The organism is Ferruginibacter paludis (assembly GCF_030409685.1).
In the GTDB taxonomy this organism is placed as follows: Bacteria; Bacteroidota; Bacteroidia; order Chitinophagales; family Chitinophagaceae; genus Ferruginibacter; species Ferruginibacter paludis.
This window is the reverse complement of record NZ_JAUFQJ010000006.1, coordinates 346,761-369,158: the sequence shown is the minus strand read 5'-3', so window position 1 is coordinate 369,158 and position 22,398 is coordinate 346,761. Positions and strand designations below refer to the sequence as shown.

The 22,398-nt window shown below is 41.4% G+C and carries 22 protein-coding genes; 16 read left to right on the top strand and 6 right to left on the bottom strand.

Translation table 11 applies throughout. The annotated features are described in order from the left end of the window. Nucleotides 1-125 precede the first annotated feature (125 nt). Complete coding sequence (locus QWZ08_RS12075; protein WP_290337672.1) at nucleotides 126-2,357, top strand: transferrin receptor-like dimerization domain-containing protein; 2,232 nt, start codon at nucleotides 126-128, stop codon at nucleotides 2,355-2,357. A 260-nt stretch (nucleotides 2,358-2,617) separates the two neighbouring features. On the opposite strand, the gene QWZ08_RS12070 is transcribed toward QWZ08_RS12075, so the two are convergent. Beyond that, nucleotides 2,618-3,367: a pyridoxine 5'-phosphate synthase gene (locus QWZ08_RS12070; RefSeq protein ID WP_290337671.1), complete on the bottom strand. Its 750-nt coding sequence runs from the start codon at nucleotides 3,365-3,367 to the stop codon at nucleotides 2,618-2,620. A 171-nt stretch (nucleotides 3,368-3,538) separates the two neighbouring features. Between QWZ08_RS12070 and QWZ08_RS12065 the strand changes: the two genes are divergently transcribed. Further along, nucleotides 3,539-3,865, top strand: coding sequence for a DMT family transporter (locus QWZ08_RS12065; protein ID WP_290337670.1), 327 nt, complete (start codon nucleotides 3,539-3,541; stop codon nucleotides 3,863-3,865). Between the two features lie 79 nt (nucleotides 3,866-3,944). Here the strand turns inward: QWZ08_RS12065 and QWZ08_RS12060 are convergent, their stop codons facing one another. Together QWZ08_RS12060 and QWZ08_RS12055 are read right to left on the bottom strand one after the other, a co-directional pair. Continuing rightward, on the bottom strand, nucleotides 3,945-4,817 hold the full coding sequence (locus QWZ08_RS12060; protein WP_290337669.1) for an OmpA/MotB family protein: 873 nt from the start codon (nucleotides 4,815-4,817) through the stop codon (nucleotides 3,945-3,947). A 272-nt stretch (nucleotides 4,818-5,089) separates the two neighbouring features. After that, nucleotides 5,090-5,584 (bottom strand): DUF4251 domain-containing protein, encoded by a 495-nt coding sequence (locus QWZ08_RS12055; protein ID WP_290337668.1) that lies wholly within the window; start codon nucleotides 5,582-5,584, stop codon nucleotides 5,090-5,092. A gap of 307 nt (nucleotides 5,585-5,891) precedes the next feature. Here QWZ08_RS12055 and QWZ08_RS12050 point away from each other — a divergent pair, with 307 nt between their 5' ends. Further along, entirely contained in the window at nucleotides 5,892-6,749 is an 858-nt protein-coding gene (locus QWZ08_RS12050) for a ThuA domain-containing protein (protein ID WP_290337667.1), read from the top strand. A 120-nt stretch (nucleotides 6,750-6,869) separates the two neighbouring features. Here QWZ08_RS12050 and QWZ08_RS12045 read toward each other — a convergent pair whose 3' ends face one another. Then, complete coding sequence (locus tag QWZ08_RS12045; RefSeq protein ID WP_290337666.1) at nucleotides 6,870-7,694, bottom strand: SGNH/GDSL hydrolase family protein; 825 nt, start codon at nucleotides 7,692-7,694, stop codon at nucleotides 6,870-6,872. A gap of 240 nt (nucleotides 7,695-7,934) precedes the next feature. Here QWZ08_RS12045 and QWZ08_RS12040 point away from each other — a divergent pair, with 240 nt between their 5' ends. The 10 genes from QWZ08_RS12040 (at nucleotide 7,935) to QWZ08_RS11995 (ending at nucleotide 17,888) form a co-directional block, all read left to right on the top strand. Beyond that, nucleotides 7,935-8,174, top strand: coding sequence for a MoaD/ThiS family protein (locus tag QWZ08_RS12040; RefSeq protein ID WP_290337665.1), 240 nt, complete (start codon nucleotides 7,935-7,937; stop codon nucleotides 8,172-8,174). A gap of 66 nt (nucleotides 8,175-8,240) precedes the next feature. Further along, nucleotides 8,241-9,218 (top strand): GTP 3',8-cyclase MoaA, encoded by a 978-nt coding sequence (gene moaA, locus QWZ08_RS12035; protein ID WP_290337664.1) that lies wholly within the window; start codon nucleotides 8,241-8,243, stop codon nucleotides 9,216-9,218. After that, nucleotides 9,215-9,697: a cyclic pyranopterin monophosphate synthase MoaC gene (gene moaC, locus QWZ08_RS12030; protein WP_290337663.1), complete on the top strand. Its 483-nt coding sequence runs from the start codon at nucleotides 9,215-9,217 to the stop codon at nucleotides 9,695-9,697. Before moaA ends, moaC begins: the two co-directional genes overlap by 4 nt. Next, nucleotides 9,630-10,283 (top strand): NTP transferase domain-containing protein, encoded by a 654-nt coding sequence (locus QWZ08_RS12025; RefSeq protein WP_290337662.1) that lies wholly within the window; start codon nucleotides 9,630-9,632, stop codon nucleotides 10,281-10,283. Before moaC ends, QWZ08_RS12025 begins: the two co-directional genes overlap by 68 nt. Further along, on the top strand, nucleotides 10,276-10,650 hold the full coding sequence (locus QWZ08_RS12020) for a HesA/MoeB/ThiF family protein (RefSeq protein WP_290337661.1): 375 nt from the start codon (nucleotides 10,276-10,278) through the stop codon (nucleotides 10,648-10,650). Before QWZ08_RS12025 ends, QWZ08_RS12020 begins: the two co-directional genes overlap by 8 nt. A 9-nt stretch (nucleotides 10,651-10,659) precedes the next feature. After that, nucleotides 10,660-11,415, top strand: a complete 756-nt coding sequence (locus QWZ08_RS12015; protein WP_290337660.1) for a sulfite exporter TauE/SafE family protein — start codon at nucleotides 10,660-10,662, stop codon at nucleotides 11,413-11,415. A 66-nt stretch (nucleotides 11,416-11,481) separates the two neighbouring features. After that, nucleotides 11,482-12,669 (top strand): molybdopterin molybdotransferase MoeA, encoded by a 1,188-nt coding sequence (locus QWZ08_RS12010; protein ID WP_290337659.1) that lies wholly within the window; start codon nucleotides 11,482-11,484, stop codon nucleotides 12,667-12,669. Between the two features lie 411 nt (nucleotides 12,670-13,080). Beyond that, nucleotides 13,081-15,450, top strand: a complete 2,370-nt coding sequence (locus tag QWZ08_RS12005; protein ID WP_290337658.1) for a TonB-dependent receptor — start codon at nucleotides 13,081-13,083, stop codon at nucleotides 15,448-15,450. Between the two features lie 2 nt (nucleotides 15,451-15,452). Next, the gene (locus QWZ08_RS12000) at nucleotides 15,453-16,538 is read left to right on the top strand and encodes a DUF4249 domain-containing protein (protein ID WP_290337657.1); all 1,086 of its coding nucleotides are present in this window, start codon (nucleotides 15,453-15,455) and stop codon (nucleotides 16,536-16,538) included. Between the two features lie 90 nt (nucleotides 16,539-16,628). Next, nucleotides 16,629-17,888: an aminotransferase class V-fold PLP-dependent enzyme gene (locus QWZ08_RS11995; RefSeq protein WP_290337656.1), complete on the top strand. Its 1,260-nt coding sequence runs from the start codon at nucleotides 16,629-16,631 to the stop codon at nucleotides 17,886-17,888. A 7-nt stretch (nucleotides 17,889-17,895) separates the two neighbouring features. On the opposite strand, the gene QWZ08_RS11990 is transcribed toward QWZ08_RS11995, so the two are convergent. Further along, a complete protein-coding gene (locus tag QWZ08_RS11990; protein ID WP_290337655.1) occupies nucleotides 17,896-18,690 on the bottom strand; it encodes a DUF481 domain-containing protein in 795 nt (264 codons plus the stop codon). 206 nt (nucleotides 18,691-18,896) lie between these two features. Here QWZ08_RS11990 and QWZ08_RS11985 point away from each other — a divergent pair, with 206 nt between their 5' ends. The 3 genes from QWZ08_RS11985 (at nucleotide 18,897) to QWZ08_RS11975 (ending at nucleotide 21,075) form a co-directional block, all read left to right on the top strand. Then, a complete protein-coding gene (locus tag QWZ08_RS11985) occupies nucleotides 18,897-19,661 on the top strand; it encodes an SDR family NAD(P)-dependent oxidoreductase (RefSeq protein ID WP_290337654.1) in 765 nt (254 codons plus the stop codon). A gap of 78 nt (nucleotides 19,662-19,739) precedes the next feature. Next, on the top strand, nucleotides 19,740-20,258 hold the full coding sequence (locus QWZ08_RS11980; protein ID WP_290337653.1) for a 5' nucleotidase, NT5C type: 519 nt from the start codon (nucleotides 19,740-19,742) through the stop codon (nucleotides 20,256-20,258). 61 nt (nucleotides 20,259-20,319) lie between these two features. After that, nucleotides 20,320-21,075, top strand: coding sequence for a PIG-L deacetylase family protein (locus tag QWZ08_RS11975; RefSeq protein WP_290337652.1), 756 nt, complete (start codon nucleotides 20,320-20,322; stop codon nucleotides 21,073-21,075). Nucleotides 21,076-21,126: 51 nt separating this feature from the next. Here QWZ08_RS11975 and QWZ08_RS11970 read toward each other — a convergent pair whose 3' ends face one another. Beyond that, on the bottom strand, nucleotides 21,127-22,149 hold the full coding sequence (locus tag QWZ08_RS11970; protein ID WP_290337651.1) for a hypothetical protein: 1,023 nt from the start codon (nucleotides 22,147-22,149) through the stop codon (nucleotides 21,127-21,129). Nucleotides 22,150-22,398 lie beyond the last annotated feature (249 nt).

The following is a 22,398-nucleotide window of genomic DNA, read 5'->3' as shown; positions in this document are numbered from 1 at the left end:
ATGTTGTTATAAATTATCTGTGCTCAGGTAATTTTATTATTCATGTAGCTTTTTAATCTTGCATTAAAAAGCTATATTCGTTTTAAGAGCATGATTCAAATATCTTTCCACCAAAACTTTTAACCATGAGAAAATTTTGTACGCTGCTGATGGCAGGTAGTTTTAGTTATGTTGCCGCTGTAGCGCAAACCAATAGCATACTGGGTTTTAGCGCCTCTTCTGCACAGGCGCAGTTGGAAACAGAAAAAAAATACGATGCCAACTTGCAGGCGAAAAACGTGGATGTTTTAATCAAAGAAATGTCTGCTGTACCACACCATGTAGGCTCTCCCGGCGATGAAGCCAATGCAAAATACATACTCGATAAATTTAAAAGCTGGGGCTATGATGCACAGATAGAAACTTTTTATGTATTGTTTCCAACACCTGTCACAAGGCTGCTGGAAATGACCGGTAGCAAAAATTTTAAAGCTTCTCTAAAAGAACCTGCCTTGAAAGAAGATGCTACATCGGGGCAAACTTCCACCCAGTTACCAGTGTACAATTGCTGGAGTGCCGACGGTGATGTAACCGCCGAGCTGGTTTTTGTAAACTATGGCGTACCTGCCGATTACGAAAAGCTGGCGAGGATGGGCGTTGATGTAAAAGGTAAAATTGTAATTGCCAAATACGGGCAGAGCTGGCGGGGTATTAAACCAAAAGTGGCGCAGGAGCATGGCGCCATTGGTTGCATTATTTATTCTGATCCCAAAGAGGATGGATACTTCCAGGGAGATGTGTATCCAAAAGGCCCGTACAGGCCTTCCTTTGGTGCACAAAGAGGCTCGGTGATGGATATGCCTGTTTATCCCGGTGATCCGCTCACACCCGGTGTTGGTGCCACCAAAGATGTAACAAGGCTCGACAGAAAAGACGCAACCAATTTATTAAAGATACCTGTGATCCCAATCAGCTATGCCGATGCATTGCCCTTGCTGCAAAGCCTGGAAGGACCGGTTGTTCCGGATGCATGGAAAGGTGCTTTGCCCATTACATATCATGCAGGCCCAAGTGTAAATAAAATTCATTTAAAATTATCATTTGACTGGAAAATAAAGCCTTTGTATGATGTGGTGGCAAAATTAAAAGGTTCCGATTTCCCGGATGAATGGGTGATCCGGGGTAATCACCATGATGCCTGGGTTAATGGCGCCAACGATCCATTAAGCGGACAGGCTGCTATGATGGAAGAAGCCAGGTCTGTCAGTGAACTGGTAAAAACAGGGTGGAAACCAAAACGTACCATTGTGTATTGTGCCTGGGATGGCGAAGAGCCAGGTCTGATGGGGTCAACAGAATGGGTGGAAGAACATGCGGATGAGCTACAGAAAAAAGCCGTGCTCTATATCAACTCGGATGGAAATGGCCGTGGCTTTTTAGATGCGGGAGGTTCCCAGGCGCTGGAGCCTGCCTTTACTGAAATCGCTAAGTCGGTAATGGATCCGCAAACAAATGTTACGGTATTCGACAGAAGGCGGTCGCTCGAAATCATTGGTGCAACCAGTGCAAAAGCAAAGAAAGATTTGCTGGCTATAAATACATTCACTTTGCCTGCATTGGGCTCTGGCTCTGACTTTTCGCCGTTTGCACAACATGTAGGCGTACCTTCTTTAAACATTGGTTTTGGTGGGGAAGATGAAGGCGGCGAATACCATTCCATTTATGATTCATACGACTTATACAAGAAATTTAAAGACCCTGAATTTGCATACGGTGTAGCCCTTGCAAAAACAGCAGGCCACACAACGCTTCGGTTTGCTGATGCAGAAACCCTTCCTTTCGATTTTCGTAATCTGCAGAGCACCATCAGTAAGTATGCATCCGAAGTAATTGCCATGGCCGATGAAATGCGGGAAAATACGCTCGTGGAAAATCAGCTTATTAAGGATAAATATTACACCATTGCGGATAAAGTAACCGAGCCTTTATTGCCGCCTGTTGCAAAAACCGAAGTGCCTTTTTTAAACTTCAGTTCGCTGCAAAATGCAGTTAGTACGCTGGCCAAAAGCGCAGCTGCTCTAAACACTGTGAGCAGCGGAAACATTCCTGCTGATAAGAAAGATGAACTTAATAAACAATTATACCGGGCAGAGCAGGTGCTCCTTACAAAGCAAGGCTTACCACGCCGTGGCTGGTACAGGCATGCCATTTATGCTCCCGGATTTTTTACCGGCTATGGCGTAAAAACATTGCCAGGTATCACCGAAGCGCTGGAACAACGCAACTGGAAAGAAGCGCAGGAACAAATTGAAATTGCAGCAACAACCATCAACAGTTTTTCTGCTTACCTGGATGCGGCAGCCAATGCGGCAAAGTAAGATGATAGAAATGTTGGTCCGGGCTACAAAGCAATGTGGATCATCGTTGCATCGCCCTCTTGTACTTTTTTAAGCCATTTGGAACGCCTTCAGTTTGTTGTGGTTTCCACTGATTTAAAATAAAAATTTGAAGAGCTCATTTCAACCGTCGTCAGTCCCGATAGATATCCGGATTAACCGCTGACGGGGTTGCAATGGGCTTTCATTTTTTCCTGATATTTGAGATTGAAAAAGATAAATTTATAAGTTCAAGGTGGCACTTACTCTTCCCCATAAACATAAGATTCTATCCCGCTCAGGCAACGTTTGTATAATTGTACAGTATTTTCCAATCCCAGATAAAGCGCATCACAAATCAAGGCATGGCCGATAGAAACTTCCAGCAAGCCGGGAACGTTCTGTGCAAAATACTGCAGGTTTTGCAGGTCCAGATCGTGACCTGCGTTAATGCCCAGCCCAAGCAGGTTGGCCTTTTCAGCTGCTTTTATATATGGTTCAATAGCAGCTTCTTTATTACCAGCTGCAAACTCTTTGGCGTAAGCTTCGGTGTACAACTCAATGCGGTCGGTGCCTGTAGCGGCTGCACCTTCCACCATTTCAATTACCGGGTCAACAAAAATAGAAGTGCGGATCCCTTCATTTTGAAACAGGCGGATCATCTTAATTAAATAATCTTTGTGCTGAATCGTATCCCATCCATGGTTGCTGGTAATCTGTCCCAATGCATCGGGCACCAGCGTTACCTGTGCCGGCTGGTTGGCCAATACCAGTGTTACAAATTTCTCTTCCGTACAATTGCCTTCAATATTCAGTTCAGTGTTGATCACTCTTTTTAAGTCAAACACATCCTGGTAACGGATATGTCTTTCATCCGGCCTTGGATGAACCGTGATTCCCTGGGCCCCGAAACGCTCAATATCTAAAGCTGTTTTAACAAGATCAGGGTTGTTGCCGCCACGACTGTTCCGCAGCGTAGCGATTTTATTGATGTTAACCGAAAGTGTTGTCATAAAAAAAATATTACTTGTCTGTACAAAGTTAAGTTTGTTTGCAGGCATTTAAAACGACGGGCAGCAATTTTAGAGATGACGGGTGTCAGTAAGGATCCCAATGGTATTGGCAGAACAATGTTAAGTTTGCACCAGGTTAATATACACTACTTAATTAAAATTTGATAAAATATGAACTGGATTTTGCTGATTATTGCAGGCCTTTTTGAAGTAGGTTTTACCACCTGCCTGGGCAAAGCTAAATTAACTACCGGCACTACATCTACGTTGTGGATTGCCGGCTTTTTTATCAGCCTTTCACTCAGTATGTTGCTGTTATATAAAGCAACACAATCATTGCCGATGGGAACAGCTTATGCAGTGTGGACGGGTATTGGCGCCGTAGGTACCGTGTTAACCGGCATATTATTTTTTAAAGAGCCGGCAGATTTTGCACGCCTGTTTTTTATCAGCACACTAATAGCTTCGATCGTAGGATTAAAAGTGGTTACAAACTAAAACTAACCCTGTATCAAAAAACAAAAACCATCTTTTTACAGATGGTTTTTGTTGTATTAAATCGTTTATAAAAATGGTATTACTTTTTGGGTTCCAGTAATTTAAAGAACTGGTCAAGCTGCGGCAGGATAACAATTCTTGTTCTGCGGTTGGCGGCTCTTCCTTCTGCAGTAGTGTTATCGGTAACTGGTTTATATTCGCTACGTCCTGCAGCTGTAATGTTAGCAGGGTTTAAGCCATATTGTTTTTCCAGGATGCGTACAACAGCAGTAGCTCTTTTAACACTCAAATCCCAGTTGTCAATCAGCATATCGCTTCCTTTGTAAGGAACATTGTCCGTATGGCCTTCCACCATAAATTCAATATCCGGTTGGTTTTTCAACACCATAGCAACTTTGCCCAATACAGCACCAGCTTTGTCGCTTACATTATAGCTTCCACTTTTAAATAATAATTTATCGCTGATATCGATGTACACAACACCTTTATCAACTTTAATATTGATGTCTTTGTCGTCCATATTGCCAATAGCACCTTTTAAATTGGTAACCAATGCCAGGTTCATAGAATCTTTACGGCTGATGGCTGACTGGAGGTCCTGGATATAGGCATCTTTTGCACCAATATTATCCAATGATTTCTTGATACTTTCAGCCTGTGACCCACTGATGACTGATAAATTTTCCAGTTGCTTTAAGGCAGTGGTGTTGTTTTCTTTCAGAAAATCAATTTGTTTTTTCAGGCTGGCAATTTCTGCATCAAGCAACGCTTTTCCCTGGGCATTTGATGCGGTAAGGGTTGTACAGTTTTTAAGATCTTCCTGCAGCTTAGCGTACTCAGCCTGCAGTGCAGTATTCTTATCTTGTTCGCTCTTCAATACTTTTTTACTAACACAAGAGCTGAAAAATAAGGCAAATGCCGTTCCTAAAACAATACCGTAGTTACATTTCATATTTATAAGAGTTTAAGTTATTGGCGAAGTTATCTGATTAGCACTTAAAACAAAAAAAAACACTGGTTAAAAAATACCTATCGTTGCAGATATATTCTATTATCAAAATATAAGGTAAATAAGTTGCATCATTTGTAATAATAGTGTTAGGCAGTAGGCTCACTGCGCAGTGCTTTTAGCTCTTAAACACATTGGAGGATGCCCTTTAAGTCGCGCCATATTGCCCAACACCCATGTTGGGAATGGCAATTTCATTGAAATAATACAGCTGATTATTTTATGTTGGTGATACGACCGTTAAAAGAAATTGCCTGCCTGTTGTTACTGTTTACATTCAGGTAAGCCTTTCCATTATCGTAGATTGTGAGGCTCATATTCTGTACATCCTGGCCATCTTTGGGTTTAATGTTAACATCCCAACCTCCTTTTTTTCTGCGGTTGATTGAATAGTCAAAATCAACAGAGGTAAATTTTATCCCACCGTCTGTATTTCCAATGGGTGCTGCATAGGCACGGCCAAAATAGGGGAGATCGCTGATGATCGAATCTTTTAAAATCGTAACAGTATAGTCAGTTGTTAAGATGCGCTGGCGGCCGCTTGAGGGTATTACGGACTCCGCATAAAAAACATACCGTTGATTATCCAGTAAATTTTTTATCGTGGTTTCTTTTGCATAAACTTTTTGCTGGGCAGTCACCACCATTTGAATGCACATCAACAGCATTAAAAAAAGAAAAAACGGCGATAGTTTTACTGTCTTTTTCATGATTCTTTTTATAATTAAAATTACCATTTAGTCTCTTAAATTAAAAGTTAATAATACAGCTGACACTCGCCAGGATTGAAATGTGCATCTATACAAGTGTGAAATTAAAATTCGTAAGGAGGGTCGTTTATATCACTTCAATTACTATTCCGCATTACCTTTCGATATCTTTGGCAACCTTGATCTTAACCATGCGGGGGAGCCACTTCTATGAAAAGAAAGAGTGCCAATCGCAACAAATTAAATCAATTTTTAACAGGTATCTTTAGGCACAGGTTTGTGTGTGGTTATACAAAAAGAATTAAAAATGAAAAAGCAGGTTAATACAGGGTTGATGCGTTCATTCATTGTTTCGTTGGTATGCCTGTTATTTTGTTGCAATATTTTTGCACAGGAAAAAAATGGCAATAAGAAGTTTAACGTGCTTGCTTTTTTTACCGCAAAAGAAGACCAGGCGCACATCAGTTTTGTGCACGAAGCCAACCAGTGGTTTCCTGCAATGGGGAGAAAATATCATTATACATATGATACTACCAGCAACTGGGACAATTTAAATATAGTTTTTCTTTCCCGTTACCAGGTAGTGATTTTTTTAGACACCCGCCCGGAGGATGCTAAACAAAGAGCAGCCTTTGAAAAATATATGGAAGATGGTGGCGGCTGGATGGGTTTTCATTTTTCGGCCTTTGCCTTAACACCTTCCGACTTTCCGCAAAACTGGGATTGGTACCATAATCATTTCCTCGGTTCTGGCTCTTATGCCAGCAACACCTGGCGGCCTACCAGTGCAGCATTGCGGGTAGAAAATAAAAGCCATCCTGTAACAAAAAATGTACCGGCTACTTTTACCGCAGCCTCCAACGAATGGTACCGTTGGGAAAACGATCTCCGCAAAAATCCTGACATCAATATACTTGCATCTATTGATTCCTCCAGTTTTCCGCTGGGCACCGGTCCCAAGCCTTCCGAAATATGGCACAGTGGCTATTACCCGGTAGTTTGGACAAATAAAAATTATAAAATGATCTACTGCAATATGGGCCACAATGATATCGACTATGAAAATAAAACCAACAAAACGTTGTCCTCCACTTTCAGCAGTAAAGAGCAAAACAAACTGATTATTGATGGGTTATTATGGCTGGGTGGTGTAAAAAGAAAATAGCCAATTTTACCCCTGGCAATCATTTCTGGAGATATGCGGCTTATGCATTTTGTAGCTACCTGCAAGCAAGACATTTTGAACTCACCAAATGAAAACGTGGTAAAATAACCATCAAAAAAATTATAATTTTTTCATCAGTTTAACCAGCATATCTGCAATTACCGCATAGCCTTTATCGGAGGGATGCAATCCATCGTATGTCATATCAACCGCATCAACAGGGTAGGGATATTCATCCATTGCAGGGTTAAAGGGAACATCAATAAAATCAGGGTAGGGATAATTAGTGTAAACGCCGGTTGATGGGTTTTTTAAACGTTTGTATTTTACCATATTCTTTAGTGTGATGCCACTTTTATGATAAAGATCAACCAATTTGCAATGGTCGTATGCCGCAATGGCTTTAATGGCTGCGGCAAACTGTTCCAGTGTTTGCCCGTTTTTCGCTTTGTAACTTCCCCAGGCATTGTTTTTAAAATCAGTGATATAAACAAAATCTGCCCGTTGTAAAGGGGTAATTAAAATAATTTCCGCAGCGCTGTTTAAACTGTGCAGCTTGTTAATGATAATGCGGTAACTGCCATATACCGTGTTATTGCCGGTATTGTTTTTATAATCGTCAATGGTGCCAATGGGGCGTCCCTGCCACCAGTCGTTCGTGCCTAAAAAAACGGAGTATACATCTGCTTTTGTTAATTCCAGCTTATCAATACTTTCAGCAATCCCGCCACTGGTCCACCCATTGTAGCCTTTGTTAACATAGGTTATATCGGGCAGTTTTTCTTTCACCCTCGTCATATAACCTTTTGTAACCCGGTCACCAGTCTCATTGGTGTGTTCATTTAAGTAAGTAATGGAATCGCCAATGGCAACCCAGGTTAAAGGCCTATTGTTAAAAGATACGATTGCAGCAAAAGTTACGGCAAGGCCTAGAAGTTTCAGCATGGCGTTGTTGATTTATTTGCTTAAAGATATAATTGTTTTTAATAATCGTCCACCGTTAAAAGTTCGGGCTTACACAGTTTATATTTGTAATAAGGAATGAGTTAAAACCCGGCTCCTTTTTTGAATTACCGAAGATTACAAGTTTAGCAGAATTAATTGGTTTTTTACAATTTCACCTGCTTATATTTATTGATATTTGCAGTAGAAAAGAAAAAGCAGTGTTGCGAAAATAAAAGAGATATGAAAATAATTGCCTTTGGAATTGCGAAAGAAATAACGGGCGATCTTTTTACGGAGTTTGATGCAGGGCCTGATCCGGTAAGTGTTGCCGAATTGAAAAAGCTACTTTTCAACCAGTTTCCTAAGTTGGAAAAACTGGCGACCTTATCCGTTGCGGTTAACAATACATATGCAGGTAATGACGTCATGATCAGAGGGGAAGATGAAGTAGCGCTGATACCTCCAGTTAGTGGCGGCTAAGCGTTGCCCGCAAATTTTATAATGAAGAATTCAAAAATAATTACATTGGGTAAATCCTTACAATAAATGCTCACAGACAATCACAACAGGGTTATAAATTACTTACGCTTATCTGTAACAGACAACTGTAATATGCGTTGCCAGTACTGTATGCCGGCGGAAGGAGTTGAGTTTTCGCATAATAAGGAATTGCTGTCATGGGATGAGATGTTCCTGCTTTCATCTACTTTTATTGAGTTGGGTATTACTAAAATAAGAATTACCGGCGGAGAGCCTTTTGTAAGAAAAGGACTGATGGATTTTCTTCACCGGCTGGCAGCTGTAAAAGGGCAGGAAGAAATTTCCATTACTACCAATGCAACGTTGATAGGGGAACATATCGCTGCCTTAAAAGCATTGGGCATACTGAATATAAACGTGAGTATGGATAGCCTGGATAAGGACCGCTTTAACGCCATCACCCGACGCAATTATTTTGATGTTGTTTACAATAATGTGCTGCAACTGCTACAAAATGGTTTTAATGTAAAGATCAATTGCGTAGTAATGAATGGCTTAAACACAGATGATATTTTGCCTTTTGTTGAGTTTGCTCACGAACAGAATGTCTCGGTTCGTTTTTTGGAAGAGATGCCGTTTAACGGCCACAGCAAAGGTTTTGAAAAAATAGAATGGGATTTTTTGAAGATCATGGATCACATTCAGCAACATTTCCCGGGTACCCACCGTATGAATGATGGGCCAAGTTCAACATCTGAAAATTATACCATTGAAAATCGCCGCGGATCATTTGGTATTATACCTTCATTTTCAAGAACATTCTGCGGTACCTGTAACCGCATCCGGGTTTCTGCAAAAGGAGAATTGCAAACTTGTTTGTACACCAATGAAAGCGTATCATTTAAAAGGCTGTTGCAACAAAATCCGCATCCCGATTTAATAAAGCCGCTTATTTTGAAGGCTATCCACAACCGGTTTAAAGATGGCTTTGAAGCGGAGGAAAAAAATGAATTCAAAAAATCAATGTCATTAATCGGCGGATGAAAAAAGAGAACAGCATACTATCGCATCTTGATACAGATGGAAATCCGCAGATGGTGGATGTATCCGGTAAACAAATTACCACCCGTACAGCAACGGCTCAGTCAACAGTGGTATTCCCAGTTTCGGTTTTTAAACAGCTTGAAAAAAATAAATTTCTCAGCAGCAAGGGCAGCATTTTTGCAACGGCTATAATTGCTGCAACAATGGCAGCTAAACGCACAGCTGACTTAATTCCGCTTTGTCATCCGTTGTCGCTTTCGCAAATTTTAATCAATATAGAACCTGGCGAAAATTTATTGCTGATAAAAGCCACGGTAAAATGTGATGGTAAAACAGGTGTTGAGATGGAAGCTTTAACGGCGGCGTCTGTGGCGGCATTAACAGTGTATGATATGTGCAAAGCACTGTCGCATGATATCATCATTTCACAAACCAGGTTACTGGAAAAAAAAGGAGGTAAAAGTGATTTTAACAGGTGACTTATATGGCCTTGTGCTGGCGGGTGGGAAAGGCAGCAGGATGAATATGGATAAGGGCGAATTGCAGTATCACGAAGCCATTAACCAACGCAGTTTTTTATACCAGCTGCTGACAAAATATTGCGCAAAAGTTTTTATAAGCTGCCGGGTAGACCAGGTAAATAATTTGCAAACAGGCGAAGCATATATTACGGATGAAGGTCTTTACAAAGGGCCACTGAATGGCATTTTATCTGCACATCATGCTTATCCCGATAAAGCCTGGCTGGTGGTGGCAGTGGATTTGCCGCATTTGACCGGTGAAACAATTGCTCAATTAATTAATCAGCGGGATAGCCAAAAGCCCGCTACAGCTTATGCAACTACGCAATCTAAATTGCCGGAACCATTGATTGCAATATGGGAACCTGCTGCTTTGGAAGCAGCCGAAACCTATATACAAAGTGGCAGTACGTGTCCCCGAAAATTTTTGATTGGCCAGGAAATTAAAACTATTTTTCCGGCAGATGATGCCGAACTTTTTAATGCCAATTACTACACCGATTTCCTGGAGGCAAAAAACAGGATGGCATCCAATCATGAATGAACTTAGATTTTCCAAACAGATAAAACTAAAAGGTTTCGGCATAGCCGGGCAGCAGGCGCATCAAAACGGTAAAGTGCCGATTGCAGGCGCGGGTGGATTGGGAACACGTTATGCGCAGTATCTCAATAGTATGGGCGTTGGCGCCATCGGGCTGGCAGATGAAGATACCATTGCACTTAGCAATCTGCCAGGACAAACCTTATTTGACAAAGCAGAAACAGGTCAAAAGAAAGTGGGGGTATTATCTAAAAAACTTTCCCTTCAAAATCCTTCAACAAACATCATTTGTCACGATGCATTTTTAACCCCGCAAAATGCGCAGGGCAATGTGTTTAGCCTGCAGGGCGGTTTATCTTCATATCAATAATTATGTAAAATGCACACTTCTACTCTTATCATTATTTCCCTGCTTTTCCTGGTGATTGCTTTTTTATACAGCAGTGTTGGCTTTGGGGGCGGTTCCAGTTACCTTGCTATTCTCAGTCTGTTTATAACTGATTTCAATACCATTCGCACTCATGCATTGCTGTGCAATATTGCAGTGGTAACAATCGGTTGCGCTATAGCTTATTCAAAAGGTTTTTTGTCTTTAAAAAAGGCAATTCCGTACGTTATTTTTAGTGTGCCTGCTGCTCTGCTGGGAGCCACCTTTAAATTATCGGAACGCACTTTCTTTATCTTGTTGGGAGCGGTGCTTGTACTTTCCGCCATTGCCTTGTTTTTTCAGGTGGTAAGACCGGTAAAGCCTGTCACAGACAGAAAAAAAATAATGATTCGGTCCATTCCTTTGGGCACGGGGCTGGGATTTTTATCCGGTATGGTGGGTATTGGCGGGGGGATATTTTTATCCCCGGTACTGAACCTGTTAAATTGGGAAGAAGCAAAAAATATTGCAGGTATAGCCAGCTTTTTTATCCTGGTAAATTCCATCGGTGGTATTGCCGGGCTGGCTGTCAGCGGTTCAATTACGGTGTTAGTGCCTTTTACGCTTTGTGTGATGGCGGCAGTGGTAATTGGAGGCTTAGCGGGTTCGCTTATCAGTATGAGATTATTTGATGCTTTGCTGATAAAAAGGCTGACAGCAGTTTTAATTATGGTTGTAGGCGTAAAATTATTGGCAGAGCATATTTAATAATCAGATCGTTTCGAAATCCTAAGAAAATGTAACTATATGGATTAGTACACAAAATTTTCGTTCATGATATCAGTTGAAGAAGCGCTTGAAATTGTTTTATCAAAGCCGGGTAACTATGGCACAGAAAGGGTTTTGCTTAATAAAATTGTGCACCGGTTTTTGGCAGAAGATATTTTTGCCGACAGAGATTCTCCACCCTACGACAGGGTAATGATGGATGGGATTGCTATTAACAGCAGCGCAATGGACGCGGGCACCAAGCATGGTTTTTTAATTGAAGGAATACAGGCAGCTGGTGATGTTCAAAAGAAATTGCAACAGCAGCAAAATTGTATTGAAGTAATGACGGGTACTTTAGTACCAGCCGGTACTGATACGATTGTACCTTATGAACAGATTGATATTATTGATAACAGGGCTTTTTTAAAACAGCCCTTTGTTCCAAAGAACCATATTCACCAACAGGGGAGCGATCATAAAAAAGGGACGCTGGCGCTGCAAAAAGGCAAGCGCCTGGCGGCAGCAGATGCAGGTTTACTGGCGGCAGTTGGTATTGAACAAGTCCCGGTTTTTACTTTGCCAAAAACAGCTATCGTCGCCACGGGGAACGAATTGGTGCCGGTTGCACAGGTGCCGGAAAGTCACCAGGTGCGCATGTCGAATGTATATGCTTTGCAGGCCGCCCTTCAAACGGATTCTATCGCTGCAGATATATTTCATATAAATGATGATGAAACAATATTGCTTACTCAACTTTCTGCAATCGTAAAGGATTACGATGTGGTGCTCATCAGTGGTGGAGTATCAAAAGGAAAATATGATTTTGTGCCTGCAATATTGGAAAAGCTGGGGGTGCAAAAGCTATTTCACCAGGTAGCTCAACGCCCCGGAAAGCCTTTTTGGTTTGGTCATCAACCTGCGCTGCAAACCCATGTTTTCGCTTATCCGGGCAATCCGGTTTCTACATTTGTCTGCCATCAGTTTTATTTGCGGCAATGGCTTTCAAACAATTTTAATAACCACCAAAAGCTGCCGCTGGCGAAGTTATCAGGCGAAATCAATGGCTCCGCAGCTTTGTCATTATTTATATCTGTTAAAATCAGCAATGATGATAATACGGTAAAAGAAATAGTTAATAATGGGTCAGGAGATTTATTTAGTCTTACCAAAACAGATGGGTTTATTTATCTCCCTAAAGGAGCCATGCATTATTCTTCCGGTTCAGTCTTTCCCTTTCTTAAAATTGATTAATCTGTAAAAAAAGTGGGCGCAGGATGGGATTCCTGCGCCAGAAGTAATTACTGCTATAAAAGAATCGCAGTGTGTATTATGGAGAACATTTCAGGTATGGCAAAATGTCTTGACGATATAAAATGTAGATCTGTTTTTAAACGGGAAAGTTTACAAACAGCCGGCACTGGCTGGTTTAGTTCGCAGGATCTTGGAGCCGTAAATTGAGATAATCAATTGCATTAGCATATAGCCAACACTTGAAACTACTATAGAAAAAAAACTACATTGAATTAACGTTTGTTATAGCGCATTGTGCCGTCCAAAATGCCTCTCATCAATAAACTGTTACCTTCTCTATATTCTCCCGGTGCACATTGAAAAATTTCTGCTATATTCATCTATATTCATTGGTTATAAAACTATTGCTTCATGCCTGTATCGCCGCGGTTGTTATTTCGTATCCTGCTATTGCTGTTATTTCCTTTTAAGAGTATGGCGCAACTGGATTTTAAGGCAAAGGGAAAAGTGATAGATCTTGATACACATTTACCACTTAAAAATGTTAGCGTCGTGCTGGATCAAACCCTGGCCGGAGTTTCCACCAACGACAGTGGTTATTTTGTGCTGCCTTCTCCCATTCCTTATTTCTCCATTACCATTTCGTCAGTAGGATATCTGCACGCCAGCAGGGAAATTAACCTGTTGGGCGATAGTGCATCTCTTACTATAGAATTAAAAAAGAAGGCCAATGAACAATTAGATGAAGTAGTAGTGAATGCCTATAAAAACAACAACAAAATAAAGGCGGTGGAAATGAACATCGTCAAGATTAATCCTGAGATGATCAAGCGAAGTCCATTGCTTTTTGGAGAAGCGGATATCATTAAGGCATTGATTTTACAACCTGGTGTAACAAGTACCGGTGAGGGCGCAGGCGGGTTTAACGTACGTGGCGGCAATGCTGATCAAAATCTGGTATTGCTGGATGGAGCGCCACTGTTTAACACTTCGCATTTGCTTGGTTTTTATACTTCAGTTAGTCCCGATGCGGTGCAGGATGTAACCTTATACAAAGGCGGTATGCCTTCGGCTTATGGCGGGCGTTTGTCTTCCCTGTTAAACATGAAAATAAAAAGTGGCAACGTCAGCAGGATGCAGTATACGGGCGGTGTTGGCCCCATGAGCGGACGTTTTTTTATGAATGGCCCGCTGATAAAAGATAAACTTACTTTTATTGCCGGCTTTCGTGCAGCCTATCCTGATTTAATATTGAATCAGCTGGGAGATAAATTTGGCAGCAGCCGGGCTTTTTTTTATGATGGTATTGCCAAGGCGGAGTACACCATTAACCACGCTAATAAATTGTCTGTAACCGGCTACCGCAGCTATGATAAGTTCAGGTTTGATGGGTCAACTGCTTATAATTGGGAGTCCAACCTGGTGTCGTTCAATTACAATGCAGACATCAGTCCCAAACTTTCTTTAAAGCTCAATGCCAATTACAGCCAGTTTATTTCTACCATCAATGGCCTGGATAAATATTATGAATTTAAACTTCCCTCGTCCATCACGCAAAAACAACTAAAGCCGGTATTCGTATATAAACCAAGCGACAAACACACCATCGAAACCGGCGTTGATTTTATATTGTATGGTATTTCACCGGGCAGCCGCACACCAACTTCCGATTCAGGCAGTATCATCCCGCTCACCATTCCAAAAGAGCAGGGCAGGGAGATGGCCCTTTTTATAAGTGACCAGGTTGAAATAACAGATAACATTTCTTTACAGGTAGGTTTACGGTATGCGGGCTATGATTACCTGGGTCCAAAGAAAGTGTATTCCTATGATTCGGGTGTACCATTATCAAAAGAAACAATTGCTGACAGCACTACATTTACTAAAAATAAAAGCATACAACATTATGGGGGATTAGAACCCAGGGTATCCTTAAAGATTGGGCTCAGGGATGATCTCTCTTTAAAATTAAGCTACAACCGGGGGCAGCAATTTTTGCATTTGATCTCAAACACTACTTCCATTTCCCCGGTTGATTTCTGGAAATTAAGTGACCGCTTTATCAACAGGCAGATCGGGGATCAATATGCGGCGGGTGTGTTTAAAAATTTCAATAGCAACCAGTATGAAGCTTCTTTTGAAACCTATTATAAAACAACCCAAAATACGGTGCAGTATAAAGACGGAGCTTTGTTATTATTGAATCCATACATCGAAACAGCTTTATTAAATGCAAGGGGAAGGGCCTACGGATTTGAATTTAGCGTTGCAAAAAATAGCGGCAAAGTTACCGGCCAGGTTAATTACACCTATTCCAGGTCGCAGGTACAAGTGCTTACCCAGTTTGCATCCGAAACAGTAAACGGTGGCAATTATTACCCGGCGGATATCGATAGGCCGCACAACCTGGCCATCATGTCGAAAATAAAATTGGGCAGGGGCTGGAGTTTTAGCAGCAATTTTATTTTTAGTTCCGGCCGGCCAGCTACTTACCCCGACGGGAACTATGTATTTAACGGAGGAATTGTAACCAATTACTCTTTACGTAATATGGATCGTCTGCCAGCGTATCACAGGCTGGATGCAGGTTTCACCTTTGTGTCAAAAAGATATGCCGAACAAAAAAGTTACAGCATCTGGAACATTTCTTTTTATAACATTTACATGCATAAAAATGCCTATTCAATTTATTTCAGAAGAGATGATACCCGGCTGCTGGCCTACCGGCTGTCGGTTGTAGGCGGACTAATTCCATCTTTATCCTGGAACTATAATTTTTAATGATGATGCAGCTGCTAAAAATAATTTTTGTAATTACCGTGATTTCTATCACCAGCCAATCCTGTATTAAACAGGTTGATGTTGCTTTAAGAAATGCGCCCCCGACTCTTGTTGTGGAGGGAAATATCACAACAGATTCTGTTCCTTATACGGTAAAGTTAACTTACTCCGGACCGATTGCTTACAGCGATACCATCCCTGACCAATATCTTGAAAAAGATGCAACGGTTACCGTTGCTGATGATTTGGGAAACGCTACCTCACTGTCATATACCTCACAAGGCGTGTATACAACAACCGATGCAAACTATATAGGCAAAACGGGCAGGAGCTATAGCGTAACTGTTATTTTAAAAGATGGCAAGAAATATGTTTCTGTACCAGAAAAAATACAACCTGCAGTGCCCATTGCCGAAATCAACACCAATTTCGTCAATCAGTTTGATATGTTTTACCCAACGTTCATCAACGTTACCATCAATACTAGAGATCCGGCAGCGGATGAAAATTATTACCGCTGGACTTTTATGGCATATAGCGGAAGACAAACCAGGGGCGTATCCTGCGGTATCAATTGCATCATGAATGAATACTGCTACGTAAAAAATGTTGATAGAGAAGTCCGTATTTTATCAGACGACGCCATCAATGGAAACGACATCCGGAATCAAACAGTAGGCAATTGTTATGTATATACGTACCTCAACGATTTTATTGATATCAGCCAGCTATCTATGACACGAGAGGCATACCAGTTTTGGCAACACTACCAGGATCAGCAAACAAGAACAGGTGGTATCCTGGATCCATTGCCCGCATCAATCAGGGGCAATGTGTACAATGCTGCCAACACAGGTGATATTGCGCTGGGCTACTTTTCGGCATCATCAGTAACACATAGAAAAGTGATACTGGTGCCTTACAGCATTACTCCCTATTTGCTACAAATATCTGCGCAGCAATTTATTCCCGACCAGTATATTTCCTGTTTTGATTATTTTTCAAATGCACTTTCTTATCCGCCCGATCATCAGTATCCGCCGCCACCCGGCTGGGAAAATGCTGAACAAATAAAAGTGTACTGGTAGTATTTTGAATACTGCCTTTATTTATCTTTTCATTGATGTAGGTTTATTAATTAATTTACAGCAACATTCACCTATAGTAAATCAACTCGTATGAACAAACGCTCCTTTATAAAAAAAGTCGCCATGGCCGGCATCGGTGTACCATTAACAGGCAATGCGCTGGCCAACTGGGTAGACAGGGTGAATCATTTGCCTGCTGAAAAGGTAGCTGCGGATGAGTCTTTTTGGGCAGGCATCAGGGGGGGATACAGACTAAAGCCGGATTATATCAATCTTGAGAATGGCTATTATAATATTATGCCAGAGCAAATACTGGAAAATTATATCAAACAAATAAGAGAAATAAATTACCAGGGTGCTTATTACATGCGTACGGTACAATTTGATAATAAGAAAAACATGGCCACCAAACTGTCTGCCATGGCCGGTTGCAGCCCGGAAGAATTAATTATTACCCGTAATACAACCGAGAGCCTGGATATGATTATTGGCGGCATTCACTGGAAAGCCGGCGATGAGGCGGTTATGGCCGAACAGGATTATGGTTCGATGCAGGAAATGTTTAAACAGGTAGCAGCGAGATTTGGAGTCGTAAATAAAATCGTATCTATACCCAATCATCCTGCAACGGACGAAGAAATCGTGCAGCTGTACGCAGCGCAACTCAACAGCCATACACGGTTGCTGATGATACCTCATATGGTAAATATTACGGGCCATATTTTACCGGTACAAAAAATTTGCGACATGGCCCATGGTAAAGGCGTAGCGGTTATGGTGGATGGAGCCCACGCCATTGCGCATATTGAATTTAAAATTGCAGACCTGCATTGTGATTATTATGGTGCCAGCCTGCATAAATGGCTGAGTGTGCCATTGGGTTCGGGAATGTTGTATGTTAAAAAAGGAAAGGCAGGTGATATCTGGCCCTTGCTTGCAGAGGGCGGCAAGGATGCCAATGATATTTCAAGGCTCAACCATATTGGTACACATCCTGCAGCTACTGATCTTGCTATTGGCGCAGCCATTGACTATTACAATATGATTGGACCGGCCCGAAAGGAAGCAAGGCTGCGATACCTGCAGCAATACTGGACAAGTAAAGTGCGTAGTTTACCGAATGTAATTGTAAACACGCCTGTAGATGCAGCTCGTTGTTGTGGAATAGCCAACGCAGGTATAAAAGGAATGAAGCCGGGGGAGTTGGCAGATACATTACTGAAAAAATATAAAATATATACAGTGGCGATTGATTCCGCCAATGTGCAGGGTTGCAGAATAACACCCAATGTATTTACCATGCCAGAAGAACTGGATGTATTGGTAAAAGCATTGACGGAATTGAAATAATCAAGCGTTAAAATTTGTACACAATGCTGTTGGAAAAGTTGTAGTAAAATTTCAGGATTGGTACCACGGGCCTTGAATCGTACATGGAACTGAAAGAGAACCCCAAATCAAAATGTTTGGCAAAGTTGACGGTAAAGTTGATATTGGATGCCAGGCGGTACTGGCCGAACAAGTTATTGAATGGCATCTGCAAAAATACCACAGCTGAAATATTGCTGTTGGCAGACGTTTTTCCTTCCCACCTTACATAATTATTTGATTTTAGTAAGCTTGTTACCTGGTTGGTTTGAATGGCAGGCTTTAAAGCAGAATCAACTGCTGTGTAGTTCCATGTTTCGTTTTCATACATCACGCCGGAAGCAACACTAAACTCCTGGTTGTTTTTATTCCAGTGATTGTACCGGGCGTTAATCCCGCTTGTTAACCGGTGCAGCAACCCTCTTGAATTGTTCCATTGATATTGCACAAAAGTTTCCGGTTGCCAGGTGTTCTTATAATCATGCCGCCAGCGGAGATGCAGGTAACCTGAATTTAAAAAATCTTGTCCGCCATTATAGGTAAAACGGTAGCTGGCAGCGAGTATCAGCAATTCCTTATAGTGGCGTAACTGTACATCCAGGGCATTGGTACCATCCAGTAATAATTGTCTCTGTTTATCACCTTCAATACCAATGGCCAGGTTAGCTTTCAGCATTGTTCTTTTTGTATAGGCTGAAGTGTCTGTTTTGTCAATGGTTAAAATTTGGGCATTGCAAAAAGCAAAATAAAAAATCGCCGAAAAAAGCAGCATTGATTTTTTCAAAATACCTCGTTTTAGAGAATCGTTCAAAATTATTTGCCGCAAAAATAAATATAAAAAGACACAGGTGCATCGGATAAAAGCTATCTGCATGTTAACGGGAACCTTTCCTGGGGGTCAGAAAAATTAGCCAAATAAAATGAGTTCCTGCCGTCATTCCGTAGCTGCATGCAGTAGATTTGTATAATATTCAACCAATCAAAATTAATATGTCAGCAACAACGAAAATAGCCCTTGTAACCGGTGGCAGCCGCGGCCTGGGAAAAGATATGGCTATCAGTATTGCCCGCAAAGGAATAGATGTCATTCTAACTTATCGCAGTAATCAGGCAGAAGCGGAGGAAGTTGTAAAAGCCATTGAAGGAATGGGGCAACAGGCGGTAGTACTGCAACTGGATATGAGTGATTTTAATTCGCTGGATGCATTTGTTCAGCAGGTTTCAGCCACCTTGCAATCCGTGTGGTCAACCGGTTCCTTTGATTTTTTAGTTAACAATGCAGGCATGGGAGCTACCGTTCCTTTTGAAAAAGTAACCGAAGAACTGTTTACTGATTTTTTAAACGTTCATTATAAGGGTATCTATTTTTTAACGCAGAAATTAGTGCCAAATATCAATCCCGGCGGCCGTATCATCAATATATCTTCTGGTACTACCAGGTTTGCCAATCCTGGCTATTCGCTGTATGCATCAATGAAAGGTGCTATTGAAACCTTTACCAAATACCTGGCGAAGGAGTTGGGTGCAAAGGGGATTGGGGCCAATGTTGTAGCACCCGGCCCGGTTGAAACTGACTTCAACAATGCCGCTATCCGCAGCAATCCTCAAATGAAAGGTTTCCTCAGTTCGCTGTCGCCGCTGGGCCGTGTGGGAGCGGCTGACGACATCGGGAGCGTGGTGGCATTTTTATGTACAGATGATGCCAGGTGGATCAATGGCCAGCGCATTGAAGTGAGTGGTGGCATTAATGTGTAGTGACTGGTTTCTAATTGTTGCAGTGATTTTTTCAACCGGAATTTAAAAGCATAACGATAAATTTGTTTAAAATAAAACATGAAAAGAATATCAGTTGACATGGATGGGGTGATTGCGAATGTGTACAGCCAGTTTTTAAAACTGTACACTGCTGAAACCGGTAAAATCATCACATTGGAGGATGCCGTCGGGAAATTTGAACACGAGGTTTTTGAAAATGCCTACCAGTATGTAACCAGTCCAGGCTTTTTTCGTCATGCGCCTGTAATGGAAGGAAGCCAGCAGGTGCTGGAAAAACTGAATGATCAGTATAAAGTTTTTATCGTGTCCGCCGCAATGGAATTTCCTACCAGCTTTGGTGAAAAACGGGACTGGCTCAACGAACATTTTCCATTTATTGGCTGGCAGCAAATGGTTTTTTGCGGATCAAAGGAAATTATCAAAGCCGATATTATGATTGACGATCATTTTAAAAATTTAAATTATTTCACTGGCGAAACCATTTTATTTACGCAACCGCACAATCAGCTGGCGGATGAGGGCGTGCATAAAAGGGTAGATAACTGGCAGCAAATTGAACAGTTGTTGTTACCCTGAAATTTAATTTATAACAAAGCTATCGATTCAATATTATTAACGATTCAGCAAATTAAAAGTCATGTCCACTTCCCGCAGAACCTTTGCCAAAAATATGTTAGCTGCAACTACAGCATTTAGTTTACCTGCTTTTGTAACGGCAGGCAATCCTAAAAAGCAAAACAGAAAATTAAAAATAGTTTGCGTGGGCGGCCATCCAGATGACCCGGAAAGTGGCTGTGGTGGCACATTGGCGATGCTGCAGGTGCAGGGGCATGACGTAACAATTATTTATTTAACCAGTGGTGAAGCAGGCATACCCGGCAAGAGCCATGCAGAAGCTGCGGCCATTCGCACCAAAGAAGCAATTGCTGCCTGTAAAATTTTAAATGCCAAACCAATATTCGCCGGCCAAATAGACGGCGCAGGTATGGCAGACAATGAATGGGTAGGAAAAATACAGGAACTGATTAAGATGGAGAAGCCGGATATTGTTTTTACACACTGGCCAATTGATACACATAAAGACCACCAGGCAGCCAGTCTGCTAACCATACAAAGCTGGGTGAGACTTGGGAAAATATTTGAACTTTATTTTTTTGAAGTATGCACCGGATCTCAAACGATGGGTTTTAAGCCGACCGATTATGTAGATATCACCAACACAAAAGAACAGAAAAAGAAGGCGGTATTTTGTCACACCAGCCAAAATCCGCCGGGCATTTATGCAGCATCTGATTGCAACCATGGTATGATGGAAATATTTCGTGGCATAGAAATAAATGTGGCTGCTGCAGAGGCTTTTGTAAGGATGGGAACGGCACTTAATTTTGGTTGAATAACATATTCGCGTTTAGAAACACTCGTTCCCGTAGGCTGGTCAACACGATTATTTTTTTGCAGATAATACAGCTTCTGGCAACTCCACCACTTTTTGCTGCTGAATTTTTCCGTTAAAAATTTTGAATAAAACAATTACAGAGGATGCTTCGCCAGCGGTGACGATATCATACATTTTCCGCCAGTTGCGCCAAACATATTCTCCTGTCTTTTCTGTTCCGTAGCCTTCAATGCCACCGATAAGTATGATTGTCTTTCGGTTGCTGAGTTGCAGCCTGGCAAATACACCGTAGTCTGTTTTCTTTTCCCTGTTGGCTGCATACTCTTTTCCCATCAGTACTATTTTATTTTGTTGCGGCAGCCAGTTGAAGCAAGTGCCAAATACATTTTTCTTTAACAGGGACGCGGTAAGTCTGTTGCCGAATAAACCAATGTTCACCCATGTTTCCCGCTTTTTATTTTCTTTTTCAAATTGTTCCACCACGGAAGAATCAGTTAAGATTTTGTAATTGCTCACATTCATTCGTGTACACAATTGTTTAAAAAGCACTTCGGTTTTGATGTCGGTATAGGCACCGAAATGTGTTGCAGGTAAGTTGGCATCCAGCTCGCCGAAAGGGTAGTTGATGAGAATGGTTTTAATACCTGTTTCTTCCTGGTAATTTAACAGGCGCTTAAAATAAATTTCATCATCAGCGGCTTTAAACTGCAACAGATAATTTTCTGCTTTTTCCAGGTAAGTATAATAGTTGCTGCTTCTTTTATATAACTGGCTGATGCGTTCATGAAACTGGTTAAAATGTTGTACCGGCAGGTTCAATGCCTGGGCCACAAGGTTGAAGGTTTCTTCTTTTGCTTTTAATAAATAATTATGATTGGTTTTGCAATACCTGGATATTTGTTTGGCTGCGGACAGCACGCCTGCACTTTGGTTACCTGTTTTTAACAACATTTTTTTGATGTCGGTTTCTGTTGGATATTCCTTATTGGTTCGCTTCCTTACTTCGGCGATAATGTAAATACCAAAGCTGACTTTTACTGTATCATACTGCGTTTTAATTATTTTTTTCAATGGCTCCCGGTATTTTAAATAAATAATTTCTGTTAATGAATTTTGTTGCCATAGAGATAAAAACGCTGGTGCAGCGGATTAAAGCAGATAAGCCGGATTTTTTGTGCGCCTGATGATACATTGTCCGCCGGGACAGTATAAACCAGGATTAGCCTTTGTCTGCATCATCTGCTAAATCAGTGTTTCTATCCTACGCGTCTTCGCCGCCTGTGGGAAGGGAGTAACAATCATTTTTAAATATACAACAAA